The organism is Pedococcus sp. KACC 23699, from assembly GCF_045348425.1.
GTDB lineage: Bacteria > Actinomycetota > Actinomycetes > Actinomycetales > Dermatophilaceae > Pedococcus.
Window position 1 is genome coordinate 2,493,013 of the sequence record NZ_CP157483.1, and the last position, 18,110, is coordinate 2,511,122.

19 protein-coding genes and 1 tRNA gene are annotated in these 18,110 nt (G+C 69.2%); 19 read left to right on the forward strand and 1 reads right to left on the reverse strand.

Annotated elements, in window-relative coordinates; genetic code table 11:
• Positions 1–163: 163 nt before the first annotated feature.
• The 8 genes from ABEG17_RS11760 (at position 164) to rplL (ending at position 5,236) form a co-directional block, all read left to right on the forward strand.
• Positions 164–236, forward strand: a tRNA-Trp gene (locus ABEG17_RS11760).
• A gap of 67 nt (positions 237–303) precedes the next feature.
• Positions 304–564 (forward strand): preprotein translocase subunit SecE, encoded by a 261-nt coding sequence (gene secE, locus ABEG17_RS11765; RefSeq protein WP_406829667.1) that lies wholly within the window; start codon positions 304–306, stop codon positions 562–564.
• 65 nt (positions 565–629) lie between these two features.
• Complete coding sequence (nusG, locus tag ABEG17_RS11770) at positions 630–1,538, forward strand: transcription termination/antitermination protein NusG (protein WP_406829668.1); 909 nt, start codon at positions 630–632, stop codon at positions 1,536–1,538.
• Positions 1,539–1,631: 93 nt separating this feature from the next.
• Positions 1,632–2,069 (forward strand): 50S ribosomal protein L11, encoded by a 438-nt coding sequence (gene rplK / locus ABEG17_RS11775; protein ID WP_406829669.1) that lies wholly within the window; start codon positions 1,632–1,634, stop codon positions 2,067–2,069.
• A 114-nt stretch (positions 2,070–2,183) separates the two neighbouring features.
• The gene (gene rplA / locus ABEG17_RS11780; RefSeq protein ID WP_406829671.1) at positions 2,184–2,903 is read left to right on the forward strand and encodes a 50S ribosomal protein L1; all 720 of its coding nucleotides are present in this window, start codon (positions 2,184–2,186) and stop codon (positions 2,901–2,903) included.
• A 137-nt stretch (positions 2,904–3,040) separates the two neighbouring features.
• Positions 3,041–3,802, forward strand: coding sequence for a hypothetical protein (locus ABEG17_RS11785; protein ID WP_406829672.1), 762 nt, complete (start codon positions 3,041–3,043; stop codon positions 3,800–3,802).
• A 330-nt stretch (positions 3,803–4,132) separates the two neighbouring features.
• Positions 4,133–4,762 carry a 50S ribosomal protein L10 gene (gene rplJ, locus ABEG17_RS11790; RefSeq protein ID WP_406829673.1) on the forward strand — a complete coding sequence of 210 codons (630 nt, stop codon included), beginning with the start codon at positions 4,133–4,135 and terminating at the stop codon, positions 4,760–4,762.
• Between the two features lie 87 nt (positions 4,763–4,849).
• On the forward strand, positions 4,850–5,236 hold the full coding sequence (rplL, locus tag ABEG17_RS11795; protein ID WP_406829674.1) for a 50S ribosomal protein L7/L12: 387 nt from the start codon (positions 4,850–4,852) through the stop codon (positions 5,234–5,236).
• Between the two features lie 156 nt (positions 5,237–5,392).
• Here rplL and ABEG17_RS11800 read toward each other — a convergent pair whose 3' ends face one another.
• Positions 5,393–6,328 carry a hypothetical protein gene (locus ABEG17_RS11800; protein ID WP_406829675.1) on the reverse strand — a complete coding sequence of 312 codons (936 nt, stop codon included), beginning with the start codon at positions 6,326–6,328 and terminating at the stop codon, positions 5,393–5,395.
• 293 nt (positions 6,329–6,621) lie between these two features.
• Between ABEG17_RS11800 and ABEG17_RS11805 the strand changes: the two genes are divergently transcribed.
• From ABEG17_RS11805 to ABEG17_RS11855, 11 genes are read left to right on the forward strand one after another with little or no spacing between them, the layout of a single operon-like run.
• Positions 6,622–7,656 (forward strand): ABC transporter ATP-binding protein, encoded by a 1,035-nt coding sequence (locus ABEG17_RS11805; RefSeq protein ID WP_406829676.1) that lies wholly within the window; start codon positions 6,622–6,624, stop codon positions 7,654–7,656.
• Positions 7,656–8,426, forward strand: a complete 771-nt coding sequence (locus tag ABEG17_RS11810) for an MlaE family ABC transporter permease (RefSeq protein ID WP_406829677.1) — start codon at positions 7,656–7,658, stop codon at positions 8,424–8,426. The genes ABEG17_RS11805 and ABEG17_RS11810 overlap by 1 nt, the downstream gene beginning before the upstream one ends.
• A 10-nt stretch (positions 8,427–8,436) precedes the next feature.
• Positions 8,437–9,264: an MlaE family ABC transporter permease gene (locus ABEG17_RS11815; protein WP_406829679.1), complete on the forward strand. Its 828-nt coding sequence runs from the start codon at positions 8,437–8,439 to the stop codon at positions 9,262–9,264.
• Between the two features lie 3 nt (positions 9,265–9,267).
• A complete protein-coding gene (locus ABEG17_RS11820; RefSeq protein WP_406829680.1) occupies positions 9,268–10,605 on the forward strand; it encodes an MCE family protein in 1,338 nt (445 codons plus the stop codon).
• Positions 10,606–10,663: 58 nt separating this feature from the next.
• Positions 10,664–11,692 (forward strand): MCE family protein, encoded by a 1,029-nt coding sequence (locus ABEG17_RS11825; protein ID WP_406829681.1) that lies wholly within the window; start codon positions 10,664–10,666, stop codon positions 11,690–11,692.
• On the forward strand, positions 11,692–12,663 hold the full coding sequence (locus tag ABEG17_RS11830) for an MCE family protein (RefSeq protein ID WP_406829682.1): 972 nt from the start codon (positions 11,692–11,694) through the stop codon (positions 12,661–12,663). The genes ABEG17_RS11825 and ABEG17_RS11830 overlap by 1 nt, the downstream gene beginning before the upstream one ends.
• The gene (locus ABEG17_RS11835; RefSeq protein WP_406829683.1) at positions 12,663–13,910 is read left to right on the forward strand and encodes an MCE family protein; all 1,248 of its coding nucleotides are present in this window, start codon (positions 12,663–12,665) and stop codon (positions 13,908–13,910) included. Before ABEG17_RS11830 ends, ABEG17_RS11835 begins: the two co-directional genes overlap by 1 nt.
• Positions 13,907–15,214, forward strand: coding sequence for an MCE family protein (locus ABEG17_RS11840; protein ID WP_406829684.1), 1,308 nt, complete (start codon positions 13,907–13,909; stop codon positions 15,212–15,214). The genes ABEG17_RS11835 and ABEG17_RS11840 overlap by 4 nt, the downstream gene beginning before the upstream one ends.
• Positions 15,211–16,491: an MlaD family protein gene (locus ABEG17_RS11845; RefSeq protein ID WP_406829685.1), complete on the forward strand. Its 1,281-nt coding sequence runs from the start codon at positions 15,211–15,213 to the stop codon at positions 16,489–16,491. Before ABEG17_RS11840 ends, ABEG17_RS11845 begins: the two co-directional genes overlap by 4 nt.
• On the forward strand, positions 16,488–17,081 hold the full coding sequence (locus tag ABEG17_RS11850) for a hypothetical protein (protein ID WP_406829686.1): 594 nt from the start codon (positions 16,488–16,490) through the stop codon (positions 17,079–17,081). Before ABEG17_RS11845 ends, ABEG17_RS11850 begins: the two co-directional genes overlap by 4 nt.
• Positions 17,065–17,808, forward strand: coding sequence for a hypothetical protein (locus tag ABEG17_RS11855; protein WP_406829687.1), 744 nt, complete (start codon positions 17,065–17,067; stop codon positions 17,806–17,808). The genes ABEG17_RS11850 and ABEG17_RS11855 overlap by 17 nt, the downstream gene beginning before the upstream one ends.
• The last annotated feature ends 302 nt before the right edge of the window (positions 17,809–18,110 follow it).

Genomic DNA, 18,110 nt, shown 5'->3' on the forward strand with positions numbered 1-18,110 from the left:
TGGGGGAGTGTGGGCCGAGCGGGGCGAGTTCGCGTTCGGGACCGCGGCTCACGTATGCTTGCTCCTCGGTTGACTTCGACCATGCTTCCGACGTGCCCTCGGGCCGTCCTCGGTGTGGTGGAACCAGCCACCGGAACTCCCCGCTCCCCGCGAGGCGTTCCGTAGGGCAGTGGCTCAATTGGTAGAGCACCGGTCTCCAAAACCGGCGGTTGGGGGTTCGAGTCCCTCCTGCCCTGCGTTGCAGGACCTGCGGCCGACCCGGCAGCACGGCACACATCAGTGAGAAGAGGCACCGTGACGGACGTGAGCGCGCAGACCCGCGGCTCTGGTCGCACCAGCCGCAAGGGCGGGAAGGGTGGCAACCCCATCTCGCGGTTCTTCCGCTCGGTGTCGCTGTTCGTCAGCCAGATCCTCGACGAGCTGCGCAAGGTCGTCCGGCCGACGCGCTCCGAGCTGATCAACTACACGATCGTCGTGATCGTGTTCGTCGTGTTCGTCATGGCGCTCGTCTCCTCCGTGGACTTCGCCTTCACCAAGCTCGTCCTGTGGGTTTTCGGCGGCTAGTTGCCGCCGCGCCGCACTGACCCGGGGTTCACCCGGTGAACACCAGAAGGAAGTAGGTCATCAGCGTGTCCGAACAGTGGACCACCGACAACGCGGAGCCGCAGACCGACGAGGTCACCGCGAGCACCGACGCCGCCGAGCTCGAGCAGCCCGGGACGGACTCTGTCGACGACTCCGTGGACACCGACGCCAGCGCAGCCTCCGACGCCGACGTCACCGAGGGTGACGACGTCAAGGGTGACGACGCCCCGGCCGGCGACACCGAGGGCGACGACACGACGGACGCCGCGGAGGCGACCGAGGTCTCCTTCAGCGACGAGGACGCCGACGGGGCGGACGAGGTCGACATCGACGCTCCTCCGGCCGACCCGGTCAAGGAGTTCAAGGACGCCCTCGCCAGCAAGTTCGGCGACTGGTACGTCGTGCACTCCTACGCCGGCTACGAGAACCGCGTGAAGGCGAACCTCGAGAACCGCACGACCTCCCTCAACATGGAGGACTTCATCTTCGAGGCCCAGGTCCCGATGGAAGAGGTCACCGAGATCAAGAACGGCCAGAAGAAGCTGGTCAAGCGCGTCCGGATGCCCGGGTACGTGCTGGTCCGCATGGACCTCACCGACGAGTCGTGGGGCGCCGTGCGCCACACCCCCGGTGTGACCGGCTTCGTCGGCAACGCGCACCAGCCGGTGCCGCTGAGCCTCGACGAGGTCTACACGATGCTGGCTCCCGCCGACCTCGAGCACCAGGCTGCTGCCGGTGCCGCGGGCGGTGCAGGTGGCGGCAAGCCCCGCGAGGTCGCGGTCGTCGACTTCGAGGTCGGCGAGTCCGTCACCGTCATGGAAGGGCCGTTCGAGACCCTTCCCGCCACGATCTCCGAGATCAACCCCGACACCCAGAAGCTCAAGGTGCTGGTCTCGATCTTCGGCCGGGAGACCCCGGTCGAGCTGTCGTTCAACCAGGTCGCCAAGATCTGAGGGTTCGACACCCTGCCCCCGGTCCTCGGGGGTACTGCAACCGGGTCATCGCCCACGGCGTAGGCCCAGCAACCACAGAAGGAACACCAGGACATGCCTCCCAAGAAGAAGCAGATCACCGGCTTCATCAAGCTCCAGATCCAGGCCGGCGCCGCGACGCCCGCCCCTCCCGTCGGCCCGGCCCTCGGTCAGCACGGCGTCAACATCATGGAGTTCGTCAAGGCGTACAACGCTGCGACGGAGTCCCAGCGCGGCAACGTCATCCCCGTGGAGATCACGGTCTACGCAGACCGTTCCTTCACCTTCATCACCAAGACCCCTCCGGCCGCCGAGCTGATCAAGAAGGCTGCCGGCGTCGCCAAGGGCTCGGGTGAGCCGCACAAGACCAAGGTCGCCAAGCTGTCGACCGACCAGGTCCGCGAGATCGCCACGATGAAGATGGAGGACCTCAACGCCAACGACGTCGAGCAGGCCATGAAGATCATCGCCGGCACCGCGCGTTCCATGGGCGTCGACACCGACCTCAAGTAACACCCCGATCTCCTCCGGTGTGCCGCTGGTGCGGCACACCGGAGACCGTGGCAGGACCGCGCTGGTCCGTAACGACCACAACTCCACCGAAACACCCGAAATCAGGAGCAGAACATGAAGCGCAGCAAGGCATACCGCGAGGCCGCCGAGAAGATCGACCCCACCAAGGTCTACGCACCCCTCGAGGCCGTCCGTCTCGCGAAGACCGCCGCCAAGGCCAAGTACGACGAGACCGTCGAGGTCGCCATGCGCCTCGGTGTCGACCCGCGCAAGGCCGACCAGATGGTCCGCGGCACCGTGAACCTTCCCCACGGCACGGGCAAGACCGCCCGCGTCCTGGTGTTCGCCAACGGTGACAAGGCCGAGGCCGCCCGTGAGGCCGGCGCCGACTTCGTCGGCTCCGACGACCTGCTCGAGAAGGTGGCCGGCGGCTGGCTCGACTTCGACTCCGTCGTCGCGACCCCCGACATGATGGGCAAGGTCGGCCGTCTCGGAAAGGTCCTGGGCCCGCGTGGTCTCATGCCCAACCCGAAGACCGGCACCGTCACCATGGACACCGCCAAGGCAGTGACCGACATCAAGGGCGGCAAGATCGAGTTCCGCGTCGACAAGCACGCGAACCTCCACTTCATCATCGGCAAGGCCTCCTTCGACGAGAAGTCGCTCGTGGAGAACTACGGCACCGCCCTGGAGGAGATCCTGCGTCTCAAGCCGTCGGCGTCCAAGGGTCGCTACATCCTCAAGGCCACGATGACCACGACGATGGGCCCCGGCATCCCGCTGGACTACAACCGCACCCGCAACCTGCTGGTCGAGGACGAGGCCACCGCCTGAGTCCCGCCGCACCGCGCAGAGCCCGTCACCCCGCTGGGGGTGGCGGGCTCTGCCGCGTGCTCCCACTGCGCAGCCGGTTATGGTGGACGGGTCATCGAGAACGCGAACATCCGCACCACATCTCCTGGGGGACCTGCATGAAGACCACCTCGATCGCCGCCGTGGCGCTGGCGACCGCACTGGGCCTGAGCGCCTGCGGCAGCTCGGACTCCTCGTCCCCAGCAGCGGCCAAGACGTCGTCGAGCAGCAGCAGCAGCCCGACCGCAACCGCAAAGACCGGCGACTCCGTCGACGGAGCCGCCCTGGCCACGCGCATGACCGACGCCATGGTCAAGGCCGGGTCGGGGACGGTGACCATGGACCTCGGTGGGCAGGGGAGCGCCAAGGGCTCGTTCACCATGAAGAACGGCAAGATGGAGCAGTCGATGGAGATGGGGATCCAGGGCCAGACCCTGCAGATCGTCTCCGCGGGCGGTCTTCTCTACATGAAGGGTCTCCCGGGCTCCTCGAAGCCGTGGGTGAAGATCGACCCCAAGGGCACCGACCCCATGAGCAAGATGTTCGCCGGGCTCACCGGGGACATGGGCGACCCGCGTCAGCTCGCCGGTGCCCTCAAGGGCAGCAAGGCCGTCCTGGTCAGCAGCACCGGCGGCGAGAGCGTCTACGACGTCACCATCGACCCGTCGACGCTGATGGGTGGCAGCACCGCCACGGCATCGCCGTCGGCGCAGCCGGTCAAGGCGCGCTACACCCTCGACGCCCAGGACCGTCCGACGAAGATGACCGTCGACTCCCAGGGCCAGACCATCAACATCGTCTTCGCCGACTGGGGCAAGCCCGTCACGATCACGGTGCCCCCGGCCGACCAGGTGGGGACGCTGCAGCTGCCCAGCAGCTGAGGCCGCCGCCGGCCCACGGGGGCGCAGTCCGCTCCCGCCGCCGACTCCGATCGCGCCACCGTCCCCACCGGACGGTGGCGCGATTTGGTCCCGGGTGCGCCAGCGCCTACTCTGGTCCCTGACCACAGACCGCTTGGTTGTCGCGTGCCACCGCAAGAGGCAGCACGTGACCGAAGGTCCCACCGAGGTGGGCATCCAGCGCAGGCCACGACTTCACCCGCAGGACCCGCTCCCGAGCTGGCCCGCGTGCGAGCCCCGTGCCTGTGCACGGGGCTCTTCTCATGCCGGGCCTCCACCTCCGAACGGTCGAATACACGGAAGGGAGGCCCCATGGCCAAGGCTGACAAGGCTGCCGCCATCGCCGAGCTGTCGGACAAGTTCCGCACCTCCGGCGCGGCCGTGCTGACCGAGTACCGCGGGCTCACGGTGAAGCAGATCACCGACCTGCGCAACTCGCTGCGCGGAAACGCCACCTTCGCCGTCGTGAAGAACACGCTGACCGAACTTGCTGCCAAGGATGCCGGAGTCACGGCATTCGACGGCCAGCTCGTCGGCCCGTCCGCCATCGCCTTCGTTGACGGTGACCCGGTCGAGGCTGCCAAGGGCCTGCGTGACTTCGCCAAGGCGAACCCCCTCCTCGTGATCAAGGGCGGCGTCCTCGACGGCAAGGCCCTCACCCCCGAGGAGATCACGAAGCTTGCGGACCTCGAGTCCCGCGAGGTTCTCCTGGCCAAGCTGGCCGGTGCCCTTCAGGCGTCGCTCAGCCAGGCTGTCTACCTCTTCGCTGCACCGCTGTCGCAGACCGCTCGGGTCGTCGACGCGCTGCGTGCCAAGGTCGAGGCCGAGGGGCCGGTGGCTGACGCCGCTGCTCCCGCTGCCGAGGCTGACGCCGCGGAGACCCCCGCCGAGGCCCCCGCGGCCGAGGCCACCGACGTCGCCGAGGGTGGCGACGAGAGCTGACCCGGTTCGGGGGTGACCCCGCGCTGAGCAGCTCGCACCACCAAACCGCCACTCACGGCATACAGAACACACGAAAGGACGCCCATCATGGCGAAGCTCTCCACCGACGAGCTCCTTGAGGCCTTCAAGGAAATGACCCTCATCGAGCTCTCTGAGTTCGTGAAGCAGTTCGAGGACACCTTCAACGTCACCGCTGCTGCCCCCGTGGCCGTTGCCGCGGCCGGCGCCCCGGCCGGTGGCGACGCCGCCGCTGCCGAGGAGCAGGACGAGTTCGACGTCATCCTCGAGGCTGCTGGTGACAAGAAGATCCAGGTCATCAAGGAGGTCCGCGCGCTGACCTCCCTCGGCCTGAAGGAGGCCAAGGACCTCGTCGACGGCGCCCCCAAGCCCGTCCTCGAGAAGGTCGACAAGGCTGCCGCGGACAAGGCCAAGGACGCCCTCGAGGGCGCCGGGGCCACCGTCTCCGTCAAGTGATCTGACGCTTCCCTGCTTCGGCGGGGGAGCACTGCACCACCGCGAAGGCGGGTCCGACTCCGGTCGGGCCCGCCTTCTCGCGTACCCACGTCCTTCCGGACGTGGGGATGCCAAGGGCGGGGTATGCCGCGCTCCTGGCATCCCCGGGACGCCGCCTCACGCTGCGGCTGACCTCAGCCGAGTGTGGGCACGCACCACCTGATCGAGGAAGCGCTCGGGACTGAGCCTCAACCCGATGACGGGGACCCGTAGAACCGTCGCTCCCTCGATGACCACGTCGTTCTGGCGCAGTGCGTCGTCCAGCGGAGCGAGGGCGGCTGCATGGTGCCCTCCGTCGACCTCGACCACGAGGCCGACGTCCTCCCAGGCGACATCGAGGTAGACCCGGCCGGCCGCGGTCGTCCGCACCACCTGGCGGCTGGGTTCGGGCAGTCCCCGACGACGACACCACCGGGCGAAGTCCAGCTCGCCGAGCGAGTGCACCCCGTCGCACAGGTCCGCAACGACTGCGGTGATGAACGCCCGTCGGCGGCTGCGGCCGACCCGGGCCCACGCGCTCGCGAGGTCGGCCGGCCTGACCAGTCGCTGCTGGACCACCAGGCACAGCACCAGTGCTGCCTGGGGGTCGCTTGCCGCCCACTGCGCCGCGTGGATCGACGCCTCGGCAGGCCGCACCCTGCGTACCCCCGCGCCCACGGTCGGCGGCATCACCCGTCGTCGGTGCGGTGTCACGCCGGCGACGTCGTGGTGGCGGTTGCGGTGGGGCAGGCTCACGTCGAGACGGTCGGTGCGGAACCCCGTGAGCCCAGACGCGAGCAACGCCACCGCGCCGTCGAGGGCAGCAGCGGCGCCGGTCTCCCAGATCGCCTGCCAGCGAGCAGCATCCGGGGACAACGGACCGGGGCCGACGACGATGGTGTGGCGACCCGCCGCGCGCCACCGACCGGCTCGCACCTCGGCGCGTACGTCATCTCGTCCGACGCCGCAGGACCTCAGCTGTTGCCGGTGCACGGCGCCACCCTGGTGCGCGGCGAACTGCGCGGCCGCGGACGCACGCTCCTGCCGTGACCTCAGCCGACGACTCCCGCCCATGGCGCCAGCGTGCCGCACTGTGCTCGCGCCTCGCCGGACGCCTGTGGACAACCGAGACAAGGGATGCCAAGGGCGGGGTATGTCGCGCTCCTGGCATCCCCGGAACCCTCGCCGCCGGCCGGAGTCCCCTGCCGGGAATGCGGTTTTCGGGCGGACATGGTGAGGTAGGCTCCGGCCGCTCCCCGACGACGTACTGGGGCGTAACTTCGGGGTCCCGACCTCGTTGAGCCATGAGAACCGGGACCGGCCGTGGATGGCGGGTTCGCATTACCCCAACCACGACGAGGTGAGCAGTGGGCGTTGAGATCAAGGTCGAGGGACTGACCAAGCGATTCGGATCCCAGGTGATCTGGAACGACGTCACGCTGACCCTGCCGGCCGGTGAGATCTCGGTGATGCTCGGCCCTTCGGGCACGGGCAAGTCGGTGTTCCTCAAGACCCTCGTCGGCCTGCTCAAGCCCGATGCCGGCTCGATCATGATCTCCGGCAGCGACCTCACGCGGCTGCGCGAGCACGACCTCTACGAGATCCGCAAGCTCTTCGGCGTCCTCTTCCAGGACGGCGCGTTGTTCGGCTCGATGAACCTCTACGACAACGTCGCCTTCCCCTTGCGTGAGCACACCCGCAAGAGCGAGTCCGAGGTCCGCAACATCGTCATGGAGAAGATGGACCTCGTCGGCCTCACCGGCGCCGAGACCAAGCTGCCCGGCGAGATCTCCGGCGGCATGCGCAAGCGTGCCGGCCTGGCCCGCGCCCTGGTCCTCGACCCCGAGATCCTGCTCATCGACGAGCCCGACTCGGGTCTGGACCCGGTACGCACCTCCTACATCAACCAGCTCTTCATCGACCTGAACGCCCAGATCGACGCGACGTTCCTCATCGTCACCCACGACATCAACACCGCGCGCACGGTGCCGGACAACATCGGCCTGCTCTACCACAAGCACCTCGCCATGTTCGGTCCGCGCGAGATGCTGCTGAGCTCCGAGGAGCCGGTGGTCCGCCAGTTCCTCAACGCGCAGACGATCGGCCCGATCGGCATGTCCGAGGAGAAGGACGCCGAGGAGCTCGCCTCCGAGGAGGGCCAGGAGCTGCCGCCACTGCCCCCGATCCCGTTGCAGCTGCGCACGAGCAACGGCACGACCCGGCACGCGGAGCGTCCCGCCGGTCAGTGGTGCCGCGACAACGGCATCACCCCGCCGCCCGGGTCGTTCGAGTCCGGCAACGCCGGGGTCCCGGGGGTGCGTTCCGGCACCACGTCGGTGGCCGCGCCCGCCTCCGCACCGACAGAGGCGACGGCTCCCGCACCGGTGCAGGAGTCCGTCTGATGGCGAACCCGGTGACCGGGGCACTGCGACAGAGCGGCTCGCTCTTCGCCCTGGTGCTCGACGTGGTGCGGTCGCTGCCGAAGCGACCGTTCCAGACCAAGGAGTTCATCCAGCAGTGCTGGTTCATCGCCTCGGTGACCATCGTCCCCACGGCGCTGGTGTCGATCCCGTTCGGTGCCGTCATCGCCCTCCAGCTCGGCACCCTGACCCGCCAGCTCGGCGCCCAGTCGTTCACCGGTGCGGCCTCGGTCCTGGCCGTCATCCGTGAGGCCTCACCCATCGTCACCGCGCTGCTCATCGCCGGAGCGGGGGGCTCGGCCATCTGCGCCGACCTCGGCTCGCGCAAGATCCGCGAGGAGATCGACGCCATGGAGGTGCTCGGGATCAGCCCGATCCAGCGCCTCGTCGTGCCGCGCGTCCTCGCCGCCATGCTCGTCGCCGTGCTGCTCAACGGTCTGGTGTCGGTCGTCGGCGTCGCGGGTGGCTACTTCTTCAACGTCATCATCCAGGGCGGCACGCCGGGCGCGTACATCGCCTCGTTCACGGCGCTGGCCCAGCTCGCCGACCTGTGGACCAGCGAGATCAAGGCCCTGATCTTCGGGTTCATCGCCGCGGTCGTCGCGTCATACAAGGGGCTCACCGCCGGCGGCGGACCCAAGGGGGTCGGCGACGCCGTGAACCAGAGCGTGGTCATCACGTTCATGTTCCTGTTCGTCGTCAACTTCGTCGCCAGCGCCATCTACTTCCAAGTCGTCCCCCAGAAGATCTGAAGGAGGTGTCATGAGCAAGGTCCAAGAGCTCGTCGGTCGTCCCGGCCAGGCCCTCGACAGCCTCGGCGAGCAGATGCGGTTCTACGTCCGGTCGCTGGCCTGGAGCCCGCGCACGATCCGCCGCTACAAGAAGGAGGTGCTGCGCCTCCTCGCGGAGGTGTCCCTCGGCTCCGGTGCGCTGTCGGTCATCGGCGGCACCGTCGGCGTCATCGCCTTCCTCGCCTTCTTCACCGGCAGCCAGGTCGGCCTGCAGGGCTACTCCTCGCTCAACCAGCTCGGCACCGGTGCCTTCACCGGCTTCGTCTCGGCCTACCTCAACACCCGCGAGATCGCCCCCCTCGTCGCCGGGCTCGCGCTCGCGGCGACCGTCGGCTGTGGGTTCACCGCCCAGCTCGGGGCGATGCGGATCTCCGAGGAGGTCGACGCCCTCGAGGTGATGGGCGTGCCGTCCCTGCCGTTCCTCGTGACCACCCGCATGATCGCCGGCTTCGTCGCGGTCGTGCCCCTCTACGTCCTGGGCCTGCTCTCCTCGTACGGCGCGACGAGGTTCATCGTCACCGAGTACTTCGGGCAGTCCAAGGGCACGTACGACCACTACTTCCACCTGTTCCTGCCGCCGATCGACGTGCTGTTCTCCTTCCTGAAGGTGATGGTCTTCGCGGTCGTCATCATCTTGATCCACTGCTACTACGGCTACAACGCCTCCGGGGGCCCGGCCGGCGTGGGCGTGGCCGTGGGCAAGGCCGTGCGCACCTCGATCGTCGCCATCAACATCGTCGACTTCTTCTTCTCCCTGGCCGTGTGGGGCGCCACCACGACCGTGCGGATCGCGGGTTAGCGCATGGCTGACACCACCGCTGTCGGACCCGCCAAGGGAGTGCTCTCGCGCCTGGGCAACAAGGCGTATGGCGTGGGCTTCATCGCCGTCGTCGCCCTTCTGGTCGGCCTGAGCATCGCGTCGTTCCAGAAGCGGTTCACCCCGGTGGTCACCGTCACCCTGCTCACCGACCGCATCGGGTCGCAGCTGCAGACGTCCTCGGACGTGAAGCTGCGCGGCCTGATCGTGGGGGAGGTGCGGTCCATCCGCACGACCGGTGACGGTGCGAGCCTGCAGCTGGCCCTGCAGCCCGAGATGGCCCGGCTCATCCCGGCGAACGTGCACGCCCGGCTGCTGCCGAAGACGCTGTTCGGTGAGCGCTTCGTCGACCTCGTCTCGCCGGACGCGGGCGGCTCCGGCCGCACGATCGCCGAGGGCGACACGATCGGCCAGGACCGGTCGAGTGTGGCGATCGAGCTGGAGAAGGTGTTTGCGGACCTGTTGCCGTTGTTGCGGGCGGTGAAGCCGGAGCGGTTGTCGGCGACGTTGAACGCGTTGGCGTCGGCGTTGGAGGGTCGGGGGACGCGGTTGGGTCAGAACTTGGTGTTGGTGGATTCGTATTTCAAGGAGATCAACCCGAAGATGCCGGTGATCCAGGCGGACATCTCGGGGTTGGCGGATCTGGCGAGCACGTATGCGGTGGCGGCGCCGGATCTGGTGCGGGCGGCGTCGACGTTGGCGACGACGAACACGACGATCGTGCAGAAGAAGGATGTGTTGGCGGGGTTCTTGGCGGGGACTGCGGGGTTTGCGAACGAGGCGTCGGGGTTCCTGGAGGCCAATGGGGAGCGGATCATCCGGGTGGGTCAGGTGCAGCGTCCGACGGTGGCGGTGCTGGCGAGGTACTCGCCGCAGTACCCGTGCTTCACGCAGGCCCTGGTGAATTGGCAGCCTCGGATCGACGAGGCGTTCCGTGACCGGCAGTTCCACATCACGGTGGAGGTGGCGCCGCAGCGTCCGGGGTACACCCCGGGGGAGGAACCCCGCTGGGGCGAGACGCGAGGCCCCAACTGCCTCGGCCTGCCCAACCCGGGCGGGAGCCAGGCCAACCCCCACCAGGGACCGCACTTCAACGACGGCACGAACGCCGGCGGCTCGAGCGCCGGGAGCGCACTGCCCTCGGCCTTCGCGGGCGCGTCGGGCTCCGCCATCGTCGGGGTCGACTCCGGTCTCGCCGGCACCGAGGAGGAGCAGCGCGTGGTCGCGGCCCTGCTGTCCGCTGACGGCTCGGCCAAGCCGTCAGCCATCACGACCCTCCTGGCAGGGCCGATGCTGCGCGGCTCGGTGGTGAGCCAACAGTGAGCATCACCCCACAGAGCCCTGCGCTCCTTCGTCGCTCCGATACCTCGCGGGGGCCCCGATGAACACTCGTTCCAGCCTCGTGAAGTTCATCGTCTTCGTCGTCGCCACCCTGCTGGCGACGGGCACGCTGGCCGCGACCATCGCCAACATCCAGTTCGGCGACAAGGCCACCTACACCGCCGTGTTCCAGGACGTCACCGGCCTCGCCGCCGGGCAGGAGGTCCGCATCGCGGGCGTCCGGGTCGGGGAGGTCAAGGCCATCAGCGTCGCCAAGGACCGGGTCCACGCGGACGTGCAGTTCAAGGTCCTCAAGACCAGCGTCCTCACGCAGGGCACCAAGGCGACCATCAAGTACCGCAACCTCGTCGGCGAGCGCTACATCGCCCTCACCCAGGAGGTCGGGGGAGCCACCCCGCTCAAGGACGGCGCCACCATCGGGCTCGACCACACGCAGTCCGCGCTCGACCTCACGGTGCTCTTCAACGGGTTCAAGCCCTTGTTCGCGGCCCTGTCGCCCAAGGACGTCAACGAGCTCTCGGGCAACATCATCAGCGTGCTGCAGGGTGAGGGCGGCAACATCAACTCGCTGCTGGCCAAGACCGCGTCGCTGACCTCGACCCTGGCCGACCGTGACGAGGTCATCGGGCGCACGATCAGCAACCTCAACACCGTCCTCGGCACCGTCGACGAACGCGACGCGGCGCTCAAGGAGCTCATCGACCAGCTCCAGCGTTTCGTCTCGGGCCTGGCCGCCGACCGCAAGACCATCGGTGCCTCGCTGACGAACATCAACTCGCTCACGGAGCAGACCGCCGACCTGCTCAAGGTCACGCGGCCCTCGATCAAGGCCGACATCGGCAACCTGCGGGACCTGACGACCAACCTCAACAAGCCGGGCAACACGGCGACCTTCGAGAAGTTCCTCTCGACGTCACCGGGCAAGATCTCGACTATCACCCGCACCGCGACGTACGGCTCGTGGTTCAACTTCTACCTGTGCGACTTCAGCGGCACCATCAAGCTGCCGGCCGGGCCCGCGGTCCAGCTCGGCAAACCTGACCAGCTGTCGGAAGCGAGGTGCTCCTGATGGCCATCCCGTTCCGCGAGCGCAACCCCGTCCCCATCGGGGCCGCCGGCCTGCTCGCCATCGCCGTGCTGCTGTTCCTGGCCTTCAACATCCAGAGCATCCCGTTCATCGGCGGTGGCGACTCCTACCGCGCCGCCTTCAGCGAGGCCGGCGGTCTCCTCAAGGGCGACGACGTGCGCATCGCCGGCGTCAAGGTCGGCAAGGTCGAGGGGGTCGACCTCGCCGGGGACCACGTCGTCGTGGACTTCAAGGTCACCGAGCCGGCGGCCTTCGGCACCCAGACCGCCGCGTCGGTGCGGATGAAGACGCTGCTGGGCCAGAAGTACCTCGCGCTCGAGCCCGCCGGCCCCGGCCAGCTCAAGGCGGACAGCGAGATCCCGATCGACCGCACGGTGTCCTCCTACGACATCGTCAACGCCTTCAGCGACCTCACGACGACGACCGAGCGCATCGACACGGGCGAGCTCGCCAAGTCGCTGACCACCCTGGCGACGGAGTTCAAGGACAGCCCGGCGGAGGTCAAGGCGGCCCTCGACGGGCTCGGCCGCCTGTCGCGGACCATCGCCTCACGCGACGCCGAGCTCAAGCGGCTGCTCGCCTCGGCCAACAGCGTCTCGGGCACCGTCGCCGAGCGCAACAAGGCGATCGAGTCGATCATCAAGAACGCCGACCTCCTCCTCGTCGAGCTCGAGGCCCGCCGCGAGGACATCCACACCCTGTTCGTCAACACCTCGACGATGGCCCAGCAGATCACCGGGCTGGTCCGGGACAACCGGGCGCAGCTCAAGCCGGCCCTGGACCAGCTGACCAAGGTCCTCGCGGTGCTGCAGAAGCACGAGAAGGACCTCGGCGACACCATCGCGGCCATGGCGCCGTTCACCCGACTGTTCGCCAACGTGCTGGGCAACGGCCGGTGGTTCGACACCTACATCGAGAACCTCACGACGCCCGTCAAGCTGGGAGGCCAGTGATGGCACGCCCGTCCCTCGGCGCCTTCGGGGGCTTCATCCCCAAGGCCGTCGCCGCCCTGACCGTGGTGGCGCTGGTGGCCGGCGCCTACGCGTTCTGGCCGCGGCACCAGACCATCCGGGTCACCGGGGAGTTCACCCGGGCGGTCGGCCTGTTCCCGGGCTCCGACGTCCGCATCCTCGGTGTGCAGGTGGGCCAGGTCAGCGAGGTCACCCCCAAGGGCGACAAGGTCGAGGTCGTCTTCGAGTACGACGCGAAGTACAAGGTCCCGGCGAACGCCCAGGCCGCGGTGGTCGCGCCCTCGCTGGTCAGCGACCGCTACGTGCAGCTGTTCCCCGCCTACACCGGCGGCGCCGTGATGCGTGACCACGCGAAGATCGGGCTGGACCGCACCGCCGTTCCGGTGGAGCTGGACCGCATCTCCTCCAGCCTCGACGACCTGCTCGTCGCGCTGGGCCCGACGGGCGCCAACAAGGACGGGTCCCTCTCCGCAGCCCTCGACACCGGCGCCAAGAACCTCGGGGGCCAGGGCCAGAAGCTGCACGACACCAACCACGACCTCAGCCTGGCGCTGCAGACCCTGTCCGGTGGGCGCAACGACCTGTTCGGCACCGTGAAGAACCTGCAGGCCTTCACGTCCATGCTCGCCACCAACGACGGCCAGGTGCGCCGCCTCAACGCCGACCTCGCCAGCGTGTCCACGCAGCTCGACGCCGAGCGCGACGACCTCGCGGCCGCCCTGAAGAACCTCGCGGTGGCGTTGAGCGAGGTCAGCTCCTTCGTCCACGACAACCGCGCCTCGCTGACGACGAACATCGGCCAGCTCGCCTCCGTGACGGGGACCGTGGCCAAGCAGCGCGACGCCCTCGCCGAGACGCTGACGAACGCACCGGTGGCGATCAGCAACCTCCAGAACGCCTACAACCCCAAGAGCGGCACCCTCGACACCCGGGCCAACGTCGCGGAGAACCTCAAGCTGCAGAACCTCCTGTGCAGCCTCATCAGCGAGAGCGGCCTGCCGAAGTCGACCTGCACCACCGTCACCGGTGTCCTCAAGCCGGTCACCGACCTGCTCGACACCCTCAAGGGCGCCGGGGTGAAGCTCCCGCTGAACCTGCTCAGCGCCATACCGAGGTCGCAGGGTGGCACGGGGCCCGAGACGGGCACCGGCGACGCGACCGCGACCCCCGCCGTGCAGCTGCGCGGCGCCGACCCCACCCTCGGTGGACTCCTGGAGGGGAACCGGTGAAGACCCTGAGCAGCTCACTCCCACGGACCGGTATGCGGCGTGGCCGCCTCCTCGTCGTCGGCCTCGCCGTCGGCGCGGTGGTGACCACCAGCGGGTGCCAGGGGGCGTTCGACCTGCCGCTGCCCGGCGGGGCCGCCCAGGGTGGCGACGTCATCCGGGTCACGGCCGAGTTCGCCGACGTCCTCGACCTCGTGCCGCAGTCCTCGGTCAAGGTGGACCAGGTCACCGTGGGGTCGGTCGAGAAGATCGAGCTCAACGGCTGGACCGCCCGGGTCACCCTGCGCCTGCCCAAGAACGTCAAGCTCCCCGACAACGCCGTGGCGGAGCTCAAGCAGACCTCGCTGCTGGGCGAGAAGTACGTCGAGCTAGGACCGCCGACGACCGGCAAGCCCGAGGGCAGCCTCGGCGACGGCGACAACATCCCCCTGGACCGCACGGGCCGCAACCCCGAGGTCGAAGAGGTCCTGAGCGCGATGTCGTTGCTGCTCAACGGTGGTGGCGTCGCCCAGCTGAAGATCATCGAGACCGAGCTCAACAACGCCCTGAGCGGCAACCAGGGCCAGATCAAGGACCTCATCAAGCAGCTCGACACGTTCGTCGGCGGCCTGGACCAGCAGAAGAGCGAGATCGTCAGGGCCATCGACAACATCGACAAGCTCGCCGCCCGCCTCGCCGCGCAGAAGGACGACATCGACCGGGCCCTGAAGACGATGCCGGGCGGCCTCAAGGTGCTCGCCGACCAGCGCAAGCAGCTCGTGCAGCTGCTGTCGGCCCTCAGCCGGCTCGGTGCCGTGGGCACGGACGTCATCCGCCAGAGCAAGGACGACACGGCAGCCAACCTCAAGGCGCTCGAGCCGATCCTGGCCCAGCTCACCAAGGCCGGCGACAACCTGCCCAAGTCGCTGCAGCTGTTCCTCACCTACCCCTTCCCCGACAGTGCGACCGGGGCGATCAAGGGTGACTACACCAACCTGTCCGCCGACCTCGACCTCAACCTGCAGAACCTCGCCGGCAACCTCGGGCTGCCCACAGGGCTGCCGACCGGCGGGCTGCCCACCGGCCTGCCGACCGGCCTGCCCTCCCTGCCCTCGGTGCCCGGGGTGCCGCTGCCCTCGGTCTCGGTCCCCAGCATCCCCGGGGTGCCCAGCGTCCCCGGGGTCCCGCTGCCGAAGCGCCCGCCCTCGAGCAGCAGCACCACCTCAGGGGGCCTGGGCTGTCCGCCGCTGTGCCTCAGCGGGCAGCAGTCGCAGTCGAGCTCGGGCTCGGACGGCTCCTGGCGCTCGCTCTACGGAGGTGACGCATGATCCGCCGTTCGGTGAAGGTCCAGCTCTTCGCCTTCCTCCTCATCACGCTTCTGACGGTGTCGGTGCTGTCGGCCCGCTACGTCGGGCTCTGGGACCGAGTCGTCGGCGGCCAGTACCACGTGGCGGCGGACTTCGAGCAGTCCGGCGGCATCTTCGTCGGCTCCGAGGTCTCCTACCGCGGTGTCACCGTCGGCCGCGTCGACAACCTGCGCCTGTCCAAGGACGGCGTCGTCGTCGAGGCCAACATCCAGCGGGGCGTCAAGATCCCCAAGGACACCAAGGTCGTCGTCGAGAACCGCTCGGCGGTGGGGGAGCAGTACCTCGACTTCCAGCCCCGCAGCGAGGGCGGCGCGGTGCTCGCCGACGGCGACGTGATCCCGCGCAGGGACACGCAGTACCCCCTGCGCGTCGACACCCTCCTGCTCGACCTCGACCGCACCGTCAACTCCGTCGACCGCAAGGACCTGTCGACCGTGGTCGACGAGCTCGGCTACGGCTTCGCCGACGGGGGCCAGGACCTCCAGCGGCTCATCGACAGCGGTGACGCGCTCACCAAGGCCGCCACAGAGGCGCTCCCGCAGACCAAGAAGCTGCTCGACGACGGTCGGATCGTCCTGGGCACGCAACGTGACACCTCGGGCCAGATCAAGACCTTCGCCTCGAACTTCGCGGATCTCGCCGACACGCTCAAGTCCTCCGACGGCGACCTGCGCCTGGTCCTGGACCGCGGGGTCGTCGCCTCCAAGGAGCTCGAGGCCCTGATCCGCGACAACCAGGGCAACCTCGCCGCCCTGCTGGCGAACCTCATCACCGTCGGACAGGTGACGACCTCGCACGTCGACGGCATCCAGCAGCTGCTCGTCACCTACCCCGACGTGGTGGCCGGTGGTTACACCGTCGTCCCCGGCGACGGGACGGCCCACTTCGGCCTCGCGCTCGCCCAGAGCCCACCGGTCTGCACCCAGGGCTACGGAGGCACCAAGCGGACCGATGCGGCCAGACCCCCGGCGAAGCTGCCGCCGGTCAACACCAGTGCCCGGTGCACCGCACCGCGAGGGTCGGGCACCACCGTCCGCGGTGCCCAGAACGCGCCCGGCCCCGGACCCGCAGGAGCCAACGCCACCGTGCCCCTCGCTTTCGGCGACCAGCCCGTATCCCCGGGCATGGCGGCGTCGTTGGGCATGTCGACGCCACAGGTGAGCGTGCCCGTGCCCCCCTCGGGGGGTGGGAGCAGCGATCCTTCGTGGTTGTGGATCATGAAGGAGGCCGCTCGATGAGCACCATCACCACGCCCGCCACAATGGCGGTCATGCCGGACGAAGACGAGATGCCCGGGTCGCCCGCCGACCGCCAGGACGGACCCCGACCCACGGTCGGCGTCGCACGGATCACCCCGCGGCTGGTGTGGGTGCTGGTCGTCCTCGCCCTCGTGGCATCCCTCGCCCTTGGGGCCACCCGCGGTCGTGACTGGTATGCCGCCCGGCAGACGACCGCCGCCAACGCGGCCGCGACGGCGGCAGCCAAGCAGCTCGCCATCAACTTCGTCAGCGTCGACTACACCAAGGTCGACGCCGACACGGCCCGGGTCCGGGCCGGGGCCACCGGGGAGTTCCTCAAGAGCTACTCGACCTCGGTCGACCAGCTCAAGAAGGTGCTGGTCGCCAACAAGACCGTCTCCACCGTCCAGCGCTCCGAGGCGGCCCTGGTCTCCGGGGACCTCGACTCGGCCGTGGCGCTCGTCGGGGTCGTCGCCCCGACGAAGAACACCGCCGTCCCGGCGGGAGAGACCAAGACCTACCGGATGCGGCTGGAGCTGCGGAAGGTCGGCGCGGCATGGAAGGTGGAGAATCTTGAGTTCGTCGGCTGACACCCCACGTCCCCGCCCCAAGGTCGCCGGGCACCGGGCCCGGGCACGTGCCACGCCCCCGGGGACCGTCACGGCACCCGTCCCGCCGGGCACCGCCCCCGAGGTCGAGCCTGCCGCGCGGGTCGAGCGCACCGCGCCGCCGGTCGAGGACGTGACCCCACAGGCCGGGGGCGCCACCGCGACGTCGGCGACCACCGCGGCCGGGGGAGCGACGGCGACCACGGCGATCGGTGCGGGGGAGGCCCCGGTCGGGCGCCGGCGGTGGATCGTCCCCGCGGTCGCCCTCGTGGCGAGCCTCGCCCTGCTCGGCACGGTCGGCGGCATCAGCCTCCAGGACCAGGGCGCAGACGCCCGGACCGGGCGCGTCGCGGCCAACCAGGCCCGGACCTCGATCGAGCAGATGCTCAGCTACAACTACAAGACCATCGACGCCCAGTCGGCCCAGATCGAGGGGTTGCTGACCGGGTCGTTCAAGACCGAGTTCTCCACGGCGATGGACAAGCAGATCAAGCCGCTGGCGGTCAAGAACCAGACCGTTGTGCAGGCCCGGGTGTCCGACGTCGGCGTGATGAGCGCCAGCCCGACGACGGTGAAGGTGCTGGCCTTCGTCAACCAGGCCCGGGTCGGCGCGGACCAGAAGTCGCCGGTCGTCGACCAGAACCGCGTCCTGGCGACCCTGTCCAAGGTCGGCGACCGCTGGCTCATCAGCCGCGTGGACGCGTTCTGAGCCTGTCGACCCACCGACGCTGACCTGCGGCGACGCCCTCTGGGGGGCGTCGCCGCAGCTGTTCGGGGTGCCGTTCGGCGCCCCGCCGGGGTGGCACCCTTGACGTCGGGGCGCTGGCGCGTCATCCTCGTCTGCGTCGAACCCGCCCCTTGTGGGGGCGTGACCCCCGTCATGGCTGGGCCTGTGCCCGCTGGACACGGTTGGACGAGGCTGCCCTCCACGTGTATGCTCATCCTTTGCGCTGCCCTCTTTCGCGACCTCGCCCAGACCAATGCCCTTCGCTGTGCCCTCCGGCACGGATC

Bases quoted from the DNA above. Each gene is read 5' to 3' on its own strand.
- rplL (WP_406829674.1), top strand. From the start codon at position 4,850: ATGGCGAAGCTCTCCACCGACGAGCTCCTTGAGGCCTTCAAGGAAATG.
- rplJ (WP_406829673.1), top strand. From the start codon at position 4,133: ATGGCCAAGGCTGACAAGGCTGCCGCCATCGCCGAGCTGTCGGACAAG.
- ABEG17_RS11845 (WP_406829685.1), top strand. From the start codon at position 15,211: ATGATCCGCCGTTCGGTGAAGGTCCAGCTCTTCGCCTTCCTCCTCATC.
- ABEG17_RS11785 (WP_406829672.1), top strand. From the start codon at position 3,041: ATGAAGACCACCTCGATCGCCGCCGTGGCGCTGGCGACCGCACTGGGC.
- ABEG17_RS11815 (WP_406829679.1), top strand. From the start codon at position 8,437: ATGAGCAAGGTCCAAGAGCTCGTCGGTCGTCCCGGCCAGGCCCTCGAC.
- ABEG17_RS11850 (WP_406829686.1), top strand. From the start codon at position 16,488: ATGAGCACCATCACCACGCCCGCCACAATGGCGGTCATGCCGGACGAA.
- ABEG17_RS11820 (WP_406829680.1), top strand. From the start codon at position 9,268: ATGGCTGACACCACCGCTGTCGGACCCGCCAAGGGAGTGCTCTCGCGC.
- ABEG17_RS11800 (WP_406829675.1), bottom strand. From the start codon at position 6,328: ATGGGCGGGAGTCGTCGGCTGAGGTCACGGCAGGAGCGTGCGTCCGCG.
- ABEG17_RS11835 (WP_406829683.1), top strand. From the start codon at position 12,663: ATGGCACGCCCGTCCCTCGGCGCCTTCGGGGGCTTCATCCCCAAGGCC.
- ABEG17_RS11810 (WP_406829677.1), top strand. From the start codon at position 7,656: ATGGCGAACCCGGTGACCGGGGCACTGCGACAGAGCGGCTCGCTCTTC.
- ABEG17_RS11830 (WP_406829682.1), top strand. From the start codon at position 11,692: ATGGCCATCCCGTTCCGCGAGCGCAACCCCGTCCCCATCGGGGCCGCC.
- rplA (WP_406829671.1), top strand. From the start codon at position 2,184: ATGAAGCGCAGCAAGGCATACCGCGAGGCCGCCGAGAAGATCGACCCC.
- rplK (WP_406829669.1), top strand. From the start codon at position 1,632: ATGCCTCCCAAGAAGAAGCAGATCACCGGCTTCATCAAGCTCCAGATC.
- ABEG17_RS11825 (WP_406829681.1), top strand. From the start codon at position 10,664: ATGAACACTCGTTCCAGCCTCGTGAAGTTCATCGTCTTCGTCGTCGCC.